Below are 13543 nucleotides of genomic sequence, written 5' to 3' on the forward strand. Positions count from 1 at the left end.
CAATGGAGCGAACCGTGACACCCACGACGGCCACCCGTACCGAAACCGACAGCCTCGGCAGCATCGAGATCCCGAAGGACGCCTTCTGGGGCATCCACACGGCTCGGGCGATGGAGAACTTCCCGATCAGCCGGCGGCCGATCTCGGTCTATCCCGACCTGGTCGACGCCCTCGCGATTGTGAAGCAGGCGGCCGCCCGGGCCAACCGCGAGATCGGCGTGCTCGACCCGCGGAAGGCCGACTGGATCGACGAGGCCTGCCAGCGCATCCGTAACGGGGAGTTCCACGACCAGTTCGTGGTCGGGGTGATCCAGGGCGGGGCCGGGACCTCGACGAACATGAACGCGAACGAGGTCATCGCGAACGTCGCACTGGTCGAGCACGGCTACCCGCAGGGCTCCTACGACGTGCTGCACCCGCTCGACGACGTTAACCGCAGCCAGAGCACGAATGACGTCTACCCGACCGCGGTCAAGCTCGCCCTCTGCTTCTCGCTCGAACGGCTGATGGCCGAGCACGCGCTGCTGCGCGACGCGTTCGGCGCCAAGGGGCACGAGTTCGCCCACGTGCTCAAGGTCGGCCGCACCCAGTTGCAGGATGCCGTGCCGATGACCCTGGGCCAGGAGTTCCACGGCTTCGCGACGACCCTCACCGAAGACCTCGAGCGGATGCGGCACACCCTGCCCCTGCTCTGGGAGATCAACCTCGGGGCCACGGCCATCGGCACCGGGATCACGGCCGATCCCGCGTACGCGGCCACGGTCTGCCGGCACCTGCGCGAGCTGACCGGGTTCCAGCACGTCACCGCCGCCGACCTGGTCGAGGCCACCAGCGACGCGGGTGTGTTCATGACGCTCTCCGGGGTGCTCAAGCGCTCGGCGATCAAGCTGTCGAAGATCTGCAACGACCTGCGCCTGCTCTCCTCCGGGCCCCAGGCCGGGCTCGGCGAGATCAACCTCCCGCCGCGCCAGGCGGGCTCGAGCATCATGCCGGGCAAGGTCAACCCGGTCATCCCCGAGGTGGTCAACCAGGTCGCCTTCTCCGTCGCCGGGGCCGACGTGACGGTCACGATGGCGGCCGAGGGCGGGCAGCTGCAGCTCAACGCCTTCGAGCCGGTGATCGCGCACTCGCTGCTGCAGAGCCTGGCCTGGATGACGGGCGGCTGGCGCACCCTGCGGGTCAACTGTGTCGACGGGATCACCGCGAACCTCGACCGCCTCGACACGATGGTGTCGACCTCGGTCGGCGTGGTCACCGCCCTCACCCCGTACATCGGGTACGCGGCCTCGTCGGCGCTGGCGAAGACCGCGCTGCTGACGCACCGGAACATCGCCGACCTCGTGGTGGAGGCCGGTCTGATGAGCCGGGAGCGGGTGACGAAGCTGCTGTCGCCGGCGCGGCTGTCGGGCATCGAGGCGATCACGCAGGCGATCCCGGTGATCGAGGTCGACGCCGTCGAGAGCTGAGGGCGGTGTCGGCGGGGCTCCGTAGAATCGGGGGATGACGACTTCCGAGGCCGTCGCCGAGCTCCGTGGGGCGCTGGGCGACCGGGTCAGCATCGACCCCGCCGTGCTCGACCGGCTGCGTACCGACAAGTCCGGCTGGTGGTCCGAGGGCGGTGCGATCGCGTTTGTGGACGCCGGCTCGGTGGAGGACGTGCAGGCCGCGGTGCGGATCGCGGCACGGCACGGCATCCCGATCGTGCCCCGCGGCGCCGGCACCGGTCTCGCCGGCGGCGCGACCGCGACCCCCGGCAGCATCGTGCTGGGCGTGGCCTCGATGAACCGGATCCTCGAGATCTCTCTCGAGGACGAGCTTGCGGTCGTCGAGCCCGGCGTCATCAACCAGCACCTCTCTGACGCGTTGGCGCCCCACGGTTACGTCTACTCGCCCGACCCGGCGTCGAAGGCGATCTCGAGCATCGGCGGCAACATCGCGACGAACGCGGGCGGCCTGCTCTGCGCGAAGTACGGCGTCACCCGCGAGGCCGTGCTGGGGCTCAGCGTGGTGCTCGCCGACGGCACGCTGCTGCACACCGGCCGGCGCACCGCGAAGGGCGTGACCGGGTTCGATCTGACGGCGCTGCTCACCGGGTCGGAGGGCACGCTGGGGGTCATCGTCGCGGCAACCGTGCGCATCCGCCCGATCCCCGCCGGGGCAGTGCACACGATCGGAGCCTTCTTCGCCGACGTGACCACCGCTGCCGCGGCCTGCACCGCGGTGACGGCCGCGCGCATCCGGCCCGCCCTGATGGAGCTGATGGACCCACTCTCGGTCGCGGCGGTGGCCCGACTGCTCGGCGAGACGCCGGCGGCGCCGGGGGCGACCTACCTGCTGCTGCAGACCGACGGACCGGGCGCGGCGGCCGAGGCCGAGGCGATCGGGGCGGTCTTGACGGCCGCGGGGGCGCTGGCGGTGCAGTCGACCGACGATCGCGACGAGGGGGAGCGGCTGCTGCAGTTCCGGCGGAGCATGCACCCGGCTTTCGCCGATCAGGGCGAGATGCTGATCGAGGACATCTGCGTGCCGCGGTCGCAGCTGGCGGCGATGTTCGCCGAGATCGAGCGGATCGGGGCGGAGTACGGGGTGCTCATCCCGACGATCGCGCATGCGGGGGACGGGAATCTGCATCCGAACTTCATCCTGCCTCCTGGGGTGGGGGGCTCTGCGGGGGGTGTCGGGCCGGCAAGTGCTGCGGCCGCGGGCGGGTCCGGGGTCGGCTCGACCGGGACTGGCGCGAGCGGGGCGGGCGCGGCCGGGGCTGGTGCGAGCGGGGTCGGGACGACCGAGGCGGGTGCGGTGCCCGAGCGGGTGTGGGCGGCGGCCGACGAGGTGTTTAGGGCCGGGATGCGGCTGGGCGGTACCCTGACCGGTGAGCACGGGGTCGGGGTGCTCAAGCGGCGCTGGCTCGCTGCGGAGCTCGGCGACGAGCAGGTGCGGCTGCAGCAGGGGATCAAGGCAGTCTTCGACCCCCAGGGGCTGATGAACCCGGGCAAGGTGTTCTGAGACCCGGCGGTCGGCTACGCTGGCGCCGACAGGAAGGCGAGGATTGCTCGTGACGATGTTCGAACCGCGGCCCAGGGCGGCGGCTGAGGTTGCGGCGGTGCCGGCGGCTGAAGTTGCGGCGGTGCCGACGGCCGGGGCGCAGCCGCAGTCGCAGCCGATGCCGAGCACGCAGCCGCAGGTCTTCCAGAATGCGCAGCCGCAGCCGGGCTCTCAGCCGCAGGTGCTACCGAACGCGCAGCCGCAGGCATTCCCGAGCGTGCAGCCGCTGCCCGGCGTGCAGCCGCAGGCGCTCCCGGACGTGCAGCCGCAGGCGTTCCCCGCCGCCCAGTCGATGCCGGGCGCGCAGCCGCAGCGCGGCACGCAGCCGATGCCGGGCGGGCAGCCGCAGACTCAGGTGGTGCCGCCCGGGCCGGCGCCGCGCACCAGCACGGCGGCCGCGGTGCTCGCGATCGTGGGGCTCATCCTGCTCGGGCTGCTGTTCCTCCTCGTCGCGGCCTTCCTGGCGCTCGCGCTCGGCCCGGTGGCGTTCGTCGTCTGCGGGTTGCTCGCGCTCATCCCGCTGGCGGTCGTCGTCACCGCGATCACGCTGATCGACCGGTGGGAGCCCGAGCCGCGGCCCGCGCTCTGGTTCGCGTTGCTCTGGGGTGCGGCGGCGGCCGTCGCGATCGCGCTGATCGTCGACCTCGGCTTCGAGTTGGCGGCGGGGGCGGCCGCCGGGGATCCGGCCGGAGCGGGCGAGGTGCTCGGCTCGGTGGTGCAGGCGCCGATCGTCGAGGAGAGCGCGAAGGCACTGGGTGTCCTCATCCTGCTGCTCGTGCTGCGGCGGCAGTTCGACGGTCCCGTCGACGGGCTGGTCTACGGTGCGACCGTGGCGGCCGGGTTCGCGTTCACCGAGAACATCCTCTATTTCGGCCAGGCGCTGGTCGAGTCGGGCGGGGTCGGGCTCGGGTTCACCTTCGTGCTCCGGGGCATACTGTCGCCGTTCGCGCATGTGATGTTCACCGCGTGCACGGGGGTGGCGCTCGGGTTCGCCGTGCGGCGGCGAAGCCGGCTGGCGGGCGTGGGCCTGTTCGTCGTGGGCCTCGCCCTGGCGATCGGGCTGCACGCGCTGTGGAACGGTTCGACCTACCTCGCCGAGGGCCTGGGCGGGTTCTTCCTGCTGTACCTCGTGGTGCAGGTGCCGTTGTTCGTGCTGGCGGTGGTCTTCGTGGTGCTGCTGCGCAAGGCCGAGCGGTCGCTGACCCGTGCCCGCCTGATCGAGTACGCGCAGGCCGGCTGGTTCACTGCCGCCGAGGTCGAGATGCTCTCGTCGGGGGCGGCGAGGCGCCAGGCGCAGCGCTGGGCCCGCACGCTGCCCGGCGACGGACGCCCGGCGATGCGCGCGTTCATCCGCGACGCCACCCGTCTGGCCTTCGCCCGCCAGCGCCTGGTCACCGGCCGTCCTGCCCCCGCCTACGCCGCCGACGAGGCCCACCTCCTGGCGTCCCTCCAGCACGACCGCCTCGCCCTGGCCGCTGCAGCCACCCCCCGCCCGCGCTGACCCGCGCCTGTTCCGCCTCCACCCCGCGTGTGCGGATCGAGGTGGGTCAGACGGGCGGGGCGTTGAGCCAGGGGAGCGGCAGTGCAGGGCACTCCTCGTCGCCACCGTCGGGTGCGGGCTTCGTCGAGGCGTCGGACGGGGGCATCGTCGAGCCGTCGGCGTGTTGCGTGGTCGGCGTGAGCGAGGCCGACGACTCGAGGATGACGAGGCCGTCGGCTTCGGCCAGGCCGCGCAGCATCGCAGAGCCGGTCCACGCCGTCGGCACGGCTCGGCCGTCGCTCAGACGGTAGGGGGTGACGAAGGCGCTGGGCCGGGTGGTCGGGCGCGCGTCCCGCTCCTCGGCGAGGCGGATGCGGCCGGGTTCGGCGAGCGGCACACCCGCCAGGCCGGCGATCGCGGGCGCGCCCACGAGCAGCAGCCCGACCATGGCGGCGAGCGGGTTCCCCGGCAGCAGCAGCACCAGCCGCCCGTCGGGCAGTCGCGCGAGCGAGGTGGGCCCGCCGGGCCGCACGGCGACCCGGTCGACCACGAACTCCGCGCCCGCGTCCACGAGCGCCTGCCGAACATGATCCACCGCCGACCCGCCGGTGCCCCCCGTCGTCACGATCACCGACGTCCACGGCAGCCCGCCCCCGTCCCCTCGGTGCCCGCCGTCCCGAGCGCCGAAGTCGATCGCGCCCCCGAAGGCCGCGCCGGCCTGTCCGCTCACGTTCTCACCGTCGGTTCCAGCGGGCGTGCCCAGGATGACGCCGCCGGCGTGTCCGCCTTCATCCCTGACCTCGGTTCCGGCGGGCGCGGACAGAGCGTCGGTGTCCACTCCATCATCCTGACCGTGGGTGCCGACGGGACCGTCCGCGACGACCGTGCGGGTAGTTCCGCTCTCACCGGCGGGGGCGGCGGGCGCGGCTGCGAAGACCGCGCGGGTGCGGGCGTAGTCGTCGCCGAGGCGGAGTTCGGCGACGGGCGCCGCGCCGAGCAGCCGCAGCAGGGGAGGCAGGCTGGGCCCGAAGCTGTCCCGCACCTGGCCCGGTCCGGGGGTGCCGGAAGTGACGACCTCGTCGCCGGTGAGCACGAGAGCGACCGTCGGATGCGCGAGAACGGACACAGCGTCGAGCCCGCAGGCGGCCGCCAGCGCCAGCTGGGCCGGGTTCAGCCGAGCGCCGGCCGCAACCAGGACTTCGCCCGCACCCGCCTCGGTCCCCGCTCGCCGGATGTGCTTGCCGTCCGCCCACTCGCCGTCATCCGCGTCTGCAGCGGGTACGACCCACCGTTCGTCGCTCGACGTCACTTCGTCTGCGGAAGCGACCCGCGATTCGAGCGGGTTCGGGGTGGGGGACTCGGAGGCTCGCTCGCTGCGGAGGACTGCGGTGGCGCCGGCCGGGACGATCTGACCGGTCGCTACGCGACAAGCCTCACCGGGGGCGAGCGGTGCGGCGGTTGCACTGCCGGTTCGAGGGCCGTCGGAGATGAGGCGCCAGGGCGGGCGACCTGCGACGGCCCAGCCGTCCATGGCCGAGGAGGCGTAGTGGGGGATGTCGCTCGGCGCGACCACGTCCGCCGCCAGCACCCGACCCGCCGCCTCCACGAGCGTCACCTCGACCGGCGCCAGCCCGGCGGCGACGCCTGCAGCGTGGGCTCGGGTGCGGGCGTCCGGCCAAGAAGAGGCGGCGGAGGGATGGGTCATTCGCCGGCGGCGCGGCGGGCCGCGTACTCCTGCAACAGGGCGTCGGCACGGCGCTCGACGGTGGCGAAGGCGACCGTCTTGTCGACGCGCTCGGATCCGCCGCCGTCGTCGTGCATCCCGGCACCGAGGATCAGGCCCGCGGCGTACCCCACCGCGAAGGTCGTGACGGGGGCTGCCGGACGCACGACCGCGTGCGCCGCCCGACCGGCGAGCGCCAGCACGGCATCGATGTCCACGTCGGAGGGATCGAGGCCGAGGCCGTCGAGCAGAGCCGCCGTCCACTCGACCAGCTTGGTCTGCGGGTCGCGCTGCTCGGCCGCGGGGGTGTCGTTCGTGGTCATCGGGGCTCCGTTCTCGTCGTCGGGGTGGTGCTGTGCTCGATCATGCCCCGGTGGCGGGCGTTCCGCGTCCCGCATTTGTCGGGCGGTCAGCGGACGGCCCCGCTGGAGGCACCGGGGCGGCCGGGAGGACGGAGGAGGCGGGGTCGGAGTAGCCGAAGCGGGTGGCGGCCTCGGGCGTGTCGATGTCGGAGACCGCCTCGGCCGGGAGCGGGACCTCGGTGAGCTCGAGGTCGGCCAGGAGGCGCCACATCGACTGGTCGACCAGACCCTCCGCGCCACCGTTCTCCGCGATCGCGCGGCGGAGGGCGTCAGTGCGCACCAGCACGAGGAGCTGCTGGCGCCTCCCGTCCTCGTCGACTCCGATCCAGCCATCTGCAGAACCGCCCGTCGCGGCGGTGGCGGCTGCGGCGAGCGCCGAGACCGCCAGGTCGACGGCGGGCAGATCGGATGCGACGACGAAGCAGAACGACCCGGTCGCCCCGAGACCGTCGAGACCGTCGAGGGCGTCGAGCGCGCCGATCCCGGCGGCGGTCGCGGCCGCCGGACCCGCGAAGGTCGGCGACTCCCGGGCGAAGACGACATCCGTGCCGAGACCTGCGACGGGCGACCGCACAGCCACGATGCGGTGCGCACCCGCGCGGCGGAGCGCATCCACCGTTCGGCCGAGCAGCGAGCGCCCGTCCCGCTCGAGCAGCGGCTTGTCGCGCCCGCCCAACCGCGACGCCCGCCCGCCCGCCAGCACGACGGCGTCGAACGTGAACGCAGGCACCGACGCAGACCCGGACGCCGACGCAGACCCGAATCCGAACCCACCGGGGCCGGCAGCACCCGACGTGGCACCACCGGGGCCACCCTGATCCGCGATGTCCGCCACGAGTCGCTGTCCTCCGATCAGGTCGAGGTGGTAGACCTTCAAGCATGGGCAGAATCACTGCACGACGCCGGGTCACCCGCCTCACCGTGGGCGGGTCGCGCACGATACGCGAAGACTACCTCGCCGCCGAAGAACCGCTCGAGATCCGCGTCGGAGGCACGTCGCTCGCCATCACGATGCGCACACCCGGCCACGACGTCGATCTGGCCGCCGGCTTCCTCGTCTCCGAGGGGATCATCCGGTCGGCCGACGACTTCGCCGCCGCCCGCTACTGCGTCAGCGCCGAGGGCAACGCCGGCGTCGACGGCAACACCTTCAACGTGCTCGACGTCACCCTGGCCCCCGGTGTGCCCAAGCCCGACCCGAGCCTCGAGCGCAACTTCTACACCACGAGCTCGTGCGGGCTCTGCGGCAAGGCCAGCATCGACGCCGTGCGCACCCTCTCGGCCTACGAGGTGCGCGACGACCTCGGCACGATCGACCCGGCGCTGCTGATCACCTTCCCCGACGCGCTCCGGGCCGGGCAGGACGTCTTCGAGAAGACCGGCGGCCTCCACGCGGCCGGCCTGTTCGACGCCGGCACCGGCGAACTCCTGGTGCTGCGCGAAGACGTCGGTCGGCACAACGCCGTCGACAAGGTCATCGGCTGGGCACTGAAAGAGGGGCTCCTCCCGCTCCGGCACACCGTGCTGATGGTCTCGGGCCGGGCGAGCTTCGAACTCACCCAGAAGGCCTCGATGGCCGGCATCCCGATCCTCGCCGCCGTCTCGGCCCCCTCCTCGCTCGCGGCCGAGCTGGCCGCCGAACTCCGGATGACCCTGATCGGCTTCTTGAGGGGCGACTCGATGGTGATCTACACCGGCTCCGAGCGCGTGCGAGCCGAGGCCCCGACCGCCGAGGTCGCGAACACCGCAGCCGCGACCACCGAAGCCCCGAGCCCCGAGGCCCCGACCACCGAACCCCACCACACCAGAACCCCCGCCCCCGTGGAAGCAGGATCCCGATGACCCGCAAGCCCCCCGTCGACGACCCCGACGCCTCGAACCCCACGGTCACGCATCCCGAGACCTGGGCCACCGGCATCCCGGCGATCACCCACTCGGTCGAGCCGGCCCTTCTCGACCTCGGCCCCCTGCGCAGCGCCAAGCTCTTCACGGCGATCAACCAGAAGGAGGGCTTCGACTGCATGAGCTGCGCCTGGCCCGACCCGGACAAGCGCAAGCACCTCGAGTTCTGCGAGAACGGCGCCAAGGCCGTCACCTGGGAGGCCACGCCCGTCACCGTGCCCGACACGTTCTGGGCCGAGCACTCGGTCACCGACCTGGCCGAGAAGAGCGAGTACTGGCTCGGTATGCAGGGTCGGCTCACCCGCCCGGTCTACAAGCCCGCCGGCGGCGACCACTACGTGCCGATCGAGTGGGACGAGGCCTTCCGCCTGCTCGCCGACACCCTGAACGGCCTCGACTCGCCCGACCAGGCCGCCTTCTACACCAGCGGCCGCGCCTCCAACGAGGTCTCCTTCATCTATCAGTTGTTCGTGCGCGCCTTCGGCACGAACAACATGCCCGACTGCTCGAACATGTGCCACGAGTCCACCGGCAACGCCCTGAGCGACGTCATCGGCGTGGGCAAGTCGACCGTCGTCTACGACGACTTCGAGCGCACGGAGCTCATCATCGTGATGGGCCAGAACCCGGGCACGAACCACCCCCGCATGCTCACCGCGCTCGAGGACGCCAAGCGCAAGGGCACGAAGATCATCGCCGTGAACCCGCTGCCCGAGGCCGGGCTGCTGCGGTTCAAGAACCCCCAGCGCCCCCGCGGCGTGGTGGGCGAGGGCACCAAGATCGCCGACCAGTTCCTCCAGGTGCGGCTCGGTGGCGACATGGCCCTCCTCCAGGCCGTCTCCAAGCGCGTGCTCGAGGCCGAGGCCCGCAACCCCGGCACGGTGCTCGACCATGACTTCCTCGCCGAGCACTGCGTGGGCCTCGAAGAGCTCACCGCCCACCTCGCCCAGCTCGACGAGGCCGAGGTGCTCGAGGCCACCGGTCTGACCTCGGCCGAGATCGACGAGATGGCCGACCGCTACCTCGCCGCCGACCGCGTGATCATCACCTGGGCCATGGGCATCACCCAGCACCGCAAGAGCGTCGACACGATCAAGGAGATCGCCAACCTCCTCCTGCTCCGTGGCAACATCGGCAAGCCCGGCGCCGGGCCCTCGCCCATCCGCGGGCACAGCAACGTGCAGGGCAACCGCACGATGGGCATCTGGGAGCAGATGTCCGACTCCTTCCTCGACTCGCTCGGCGCCGAGTTCTCCTTCGAGCCCCCGCGCGCCCACGGTGTGGATGCGGTGAAGGGGATGCGCGCGATGGAACGCGGCGAGATCAAGGTCTGGTTCGCCCTCGGCGGCAACTTCGTCGGCGCGATCTCCGACACCGCCTTCGCCGAGCGCGCGATGCGCGGCACCGACCTCACCGTGCAGGTCTCGACCAAGCTGAACCGCTCGCACGCGGTCACCGGCGCCGCGGCGATGATCCTGCCCACACTCGGCCGCACCGAGATCGACCACCAGGCCTCCGGCGACCAGTTCGTCACGGTCGAGGACTCGGTCTCGCTGGTGCACGCCTCGCACGGTCGCGTGGAGCCGGTCGCCCCCACGCTGCTCTCCGAGACCGCGATCATCGCCCGCCTCGCCGCCGCGACCCTGGGTGACCGCTACGGCATCGACTGGGCCGGTTTCGAGAACGACTACGACATCATCCGCGAGCACATCGCCCGCGTGGTGCCCGGATGCGAGGACTACAACCGCAAGGTGCGTCAGGAGAACGGCTTCCACCTCCCCAACGGCCCGCGCGACTCCCGCACCTTCACCAACGACATCGGCAAGGCGAAGCTGACGGTGAACGAGCTGGAGCCGGTCGAGCGCCCTGAGGGCCGCCTGCTGCTGCAGACCCTGCGCTCGCACGACCAGTTCAACACCACGATCTACGCGCTGAACGACCGCTACCGCGGCATCAAGAAGGGCCGCGACGTCGTCTTCGTGAACCCCCTCGACCTAGTCGAGCTCGGCTTCGCCGACGGCGACCGGGTGGACGTCTTCAGCGAGTGGAAGGACGAGCCCGACCGGGTGCTCCGCGGCCTCCGGGTCGTCGCTTACCCGACCGCGAAGGGGTGCGCCGCCGCGTACTTCCCCGAGGCCAACGTGCTGGTGCCGCTGGAGAGCACGGCGATCGGGTCGAACACCCCGGTCTCAAAGGCGATCGTCGTGCGGCTCGAGGCCTCGCAGACGGTGTCCTGACCCCGGCACGCGGGGTCGTGACCTCGGCACGCGGGGTTTTGACCTCGGCACGCGGGTGGGATTGGATGGAGTCATGACAGAAGACACTTCGACCAAGCCCGAGATCGACTTCCCCGAGGGCCCGGCCCCGACCACCCTCGAGATCGTCGACCTCGTCGAGGGAACCGGCAAGGAGGCGACCCCCGGCGCCACCGTCGAGGTGCACTACCTCGGCGTCGAGTACGAGACGGGCGACGAGTTCGACTCCTCCTGGGGCCGCGGCGAGACGATCAGCTTCCCGCTGAACGGCCTGATCGCCGGCTGGCAGGAGGGCATCCCCGGCATGAAGGCCGGCGGGCGCCGCAAGCTCACCATCCCGCCGCACCTGGCCTACGGCCCCGAGGGCAGCGGCCACTTCCTGGCCGGCAAGACCCTGATCTTCGTGATCGACCTGATCGACGTCCCGTAGGGCGTTCTCCCAGGGATCACCCGCGCGTCACCTCCGGCCGGATTCCGGCGAGTAGAATTACTTGCCGGATTCCGGGGAGGTGCCGTGGCGGAGACAGAGCTGGCGCGCGAGCGCGAGTACGTGGCGGGGCTGTACGCCCGCCTGGATCGGCTGCGTGCCGAGGCCGAGGCCGAGCTGGCCGCCGTCCGGCGGGAGAGCGTCGGCGGCAACCACCAGTCGCGGTCCGAGCGCGACGCCTTCGCCCGGGTCTACGAAGACCGGATCGCGCAGCTGCGCGAGGTCGGCGAGCGGCTGGCGTTCGGGCGGCTCGAGCTCGTCGATCCGGATGCCGACGGCTCCGACCTGCGGTACATCGGCCGCATCGGGCTCCGTGACGAGAACCTCGAACCCCTGCTGCTCGACTGGCGGGCGCCCCAGGCGCGGGCCTTCTACCAGGCCACGGCGGCGACGCCGCTCGGCGCGCGGGCCCGGCGGCACCTGACGACTCGGGGCCGCGACGTGGTGCGGATCGAGGACGAGGTCTTCGACAGCACCCTCCTCGACGAGGAGGGCACCCAGCTCCAGGGCGAGGGCGCGCTGCTCGCCGCGCTGTCGGCGCAGCGCACCGGCCAGATGCACGACATCGTCTCCACCATCCAGGCCGAGCAGGATCGCGTGATCCGCTCCGAGCTCTCCGGCGTGCTCGTGGTGCAGGGCGGCCCGGGCACCGGCAAGACGGCGGTCGCACTGCACCGCGCCGCCTACCTGCTGTACACCCACCGCGAGCGACTCGGCTCCAGCGGCGTGCTCGTCGTGGGCCCCAGCCGCGCCTTCCTCCAGTACATCAACGCCGTGCTGCCGAGCCTCGGCGAGACCGGCGTCGTGCTCTCGAGCCTCGGCCAGCTCTATCCCGGGCTCGACGTCACCGCCGAAGACACCCCAGCCGTCGCCGCGCTCAAGGGCTCGGCCGAGATGGCCGCACTGGTCCGCCGCGCCGTCCGCTCGCGGCAGCGCGTGCCCGAGGCCGATCAGGTGCTCGAGATCAACGGCGAGAAGCTCGTGCTCCAGCCGTCGGTGATCCAGGATGCGATGACCCGGGCCCGCGAGTCGGGCAAGCCCTACAACGAGGGCCGGGTCTCCTTCGTCAAGTCGGTGCTCGGCCAGCTGACCCGTCAGCTCGCCGACCAGCTGCGCCGGCGCGGGAGCACGGTCGACGACGCCGACCTCGCCTACCTGCGTGAAGACATCCGCACCGCCTACGACGTGCGTGTCGCGCTCAACACGGCCTGGATCCCGCTCACGCCCGAGAAGCTGATCGAGGATCTCTACGCCCGGCCCCAGTGGCTCGCCTCGATCACCGGGCACTGGTCCAAGGCCAAGCGCGAACTCCTCCGCCGCGAGCGCGGTGCGGCCTTCACGGTCTCCGACGTGCCCCTGCTCGACGAGGCGGCCGAGCTGCTCGGCGAGTACGACGCCGGCGACGCGGCCAAGCGCCGCGAGGAGAAAGCCCAGCGCAAGCGCGATCTCGAGAACGCCAAGAACGCGATCCGCAACATGGATGTAGCCGGCCAGGTCTCGGCCGAGTCGGTCGTCGCCGGTTTCGCCGAGCAGACCCTCGCGCTGACCACGGCCGAGCGCGCCGCGTCCGACCGCAGCTGGACCTACGGGCACATCGTGGTCGACGAGGCGCAGGAGCTCTCGCCGATGCAGTGGCGGGTGCTGCTGCGGAAGTCGCCGTTGCGCTCCTTCACCATCGTCGGTGACGTGGCCCAGGCCAGCTCCGCTGCCTCCACCACCAGCTGGGAGGCGACCCTGTCGCCCCTGATCGGCGAGAACTGGCGGCTCGAGGAGCTCACGGTCAACTACCGCACCCCCTCGCAGATCGTGGCTGCGGCCGAACGCGTCGCGGTCGCCTCCGGTCTCGAGGTCACCCGATCCCGCTCGGTGCGCACCACCGAGTGGCCGGTCCGGGCGCTGCCCACCGCATCCGAGTCCGAGTTCGCCGACCAGGTGGTCGCGCTGGCCGACGAGATGGAGGAGTCCGGCGGCACTACCGCGGTCATCGTCCCGTCGTCGCGGCTGGCCGCGCTCACCGGGGTGTTCGCCGAAGCCTTCGGCGACCGGGTCGGGGTCGGAGTGCAGGGGCTGTCGCGCCCGATCGCGCTGCTCGCCCCCGCCGACGCGAAGGGTCTGGAGTTCGACTCGGTCGTCGTGGCGAGCCCGGCCGGCGTGGTGCGCGAGAGCACGCGCGGCGCATCCGCTCTGTACGTGGCGATGACGCGGTCGACCCAGCGGCTCGAGCTGGTGCTGGCGCCGGGCGAGACCGCGCCGGAGGGCCTGGCCGCCGAAGCCGAGGCCTGAGCCTAA

Annotated in this window: 10 protein-coding genes; 7 read left to right on the forward strand and 3 right to left on the reverse strand. The window is 72.1% G+C overall.

The window, feature by feature from the left end:
* The first annotated feature begins 2 nt into the window (after positions 1-2).
* From AC59HU_RS00125 to AC59HU_RS00135, 3 genes are all read left to right on the forward strand, one after another.
* Positions 3-1466, forward strand: a complete 1464-nt coding sequence (locus AC59HU_RS00125) for an aspartate ammonia-lyase (RefSeq protein ID WP_497221291.1) — start codon at positions 3-5, stop codon at positions 1464-1466.
* Between the two features lie 34 nt (positions 1467-1500).
* Entirely contained in the window at positions 1501-3006 is a 1506-nt protein-coding gene (locus AC59HU_RS00130; RefSeq protein WP_497221292.1) for an FAD-binding oxidoreductase, read from the forward strand.
* Positions 3007-3103: 97 nt separating this feature from the next.
* The gene (locus AC59HU_RS00135; RefSeq protein WP_497221293.1) at positions 3104-4546 is read left to right on the forward strand and encodes a PrsW family intramembrane metalloprotease; all 1443 of its coding nucleotides are present in this window, start codon (positions 3104-3106) and stop codon (positions 4544-4546) included.
* Positions 4547-4592: 46 nt separating this feature from the next.
* Here AC59HU_RS00135 and AC59HU_RS00140 read toward each other — a convergent pair whose 3' ends face one another.
* The 3 genes from AC59HU_RS00140 to mobA are packed head-to-tail and all read right to left on the reverse strand — an operon-like array spanning position 4593 to position 7340.
* Complete coding sequence (locus tag AC59HU_RS00140) at positions 4593-6230, reverse strand: molybdopterin molybdotransferase MoeA (RefSeq protein WP_497221294.1); 1638 nt, start codon at positions 6228-6230, stop codon at positions 4593-4595.
* Positions 6227-6571 carry a DUF6457 domain-containing protein gene (locus tag AC59HU_RS00145; RefSeq protein ID WP_497221295.1) on the reverse strand — a complete coding sequence of 115 codons (345 nt, stop codon included), beginning with the start codon at positions 6569-6571 and terminating at the stop codon, positions 6227-6229. Before AC59HU_RS00145 ends, AC59HU_RS00140 begins: the two co-directional genes overlap by 4 nt.
* Positions 6572-6611: 40 nt before the next feature.
* Positions 6612-7340: a molybdenum cofactor guanylyltransferase gene (mobA, locus tag AC59HU_RS00150; RefSeq protein WP_497221296.1), complete on the reverse strand. Its 729-nt coding sequence runs from the start codon at positions 7338-7340 to the stop codon at positions 6612-6614.
* Between the two features lie 149 nt (positions 7341-7489).
* Here mobA and fdhD point away from each other — a divergent pair, with 149 nt between their 5' ends.
* The 4 genes from fdhD to AC59HU_RS00170 all read left to right on the forward strand — a co-directional run bounded on the left by fdhD (position 7490) and on the right by AC59HU_RS00170 (position 13537).
* The gene (fdhD, locus tag AC59HU_RS00155; protein ID WP_497221297.1) at positions 7490-8452 is read left to right on the forward strand and encodes a formate dehydrogenase accessory sulfurtransferase FdhD; all 963 of its coding nucleotides are present in this window, start codon (positions 7490-7492) and stop codon (positions 8450-8452) included.
* The gene (locus AC59HU_RS00160; RefSeq protein WP_497221298.1) at positions 8449-10749 is read left to right on the forward strand and encodes an FdhF/YdeP family oxidoreductase; all 2301 of its coding nucleotides are present in this window, start codon (positions 8449-8451) and stop codon (positions 10747-10749) included. Before fdhD ends, AC59HU_RS00160 begins: the two co-directional genes overlap by 4 nt.
* A gap of 73 nt (positions 10750-10822) precedes the next feature.
* Complete coding sequence (locus AC59HU_RS00165; protein ID WP_497221299.1) at positions 10823-11197, forward strand: FKBP-type peptidyl-prolyl cis-trans isomerase; 375 nt, start codon at positions 10823-10825, stop codon at positions 11195-11197.
* 84 nt (positions 11198-11281) lie between these two features.
* Positions 11282-13537, forward strand: a complete 2256-nt coding sequence (locus AC59HU_RS00170) for a HelD family protein (protein WP_497221300.1) — start codon at positions 11282-11284, stop codon at positions 13535-13537.
* The last annotated feature ends 6 nt before the right edge of the window (positions 13538-13543 follow it).

Source organism: Herbiconiux sp. 320_LB, from assembly GCF_059691755.1.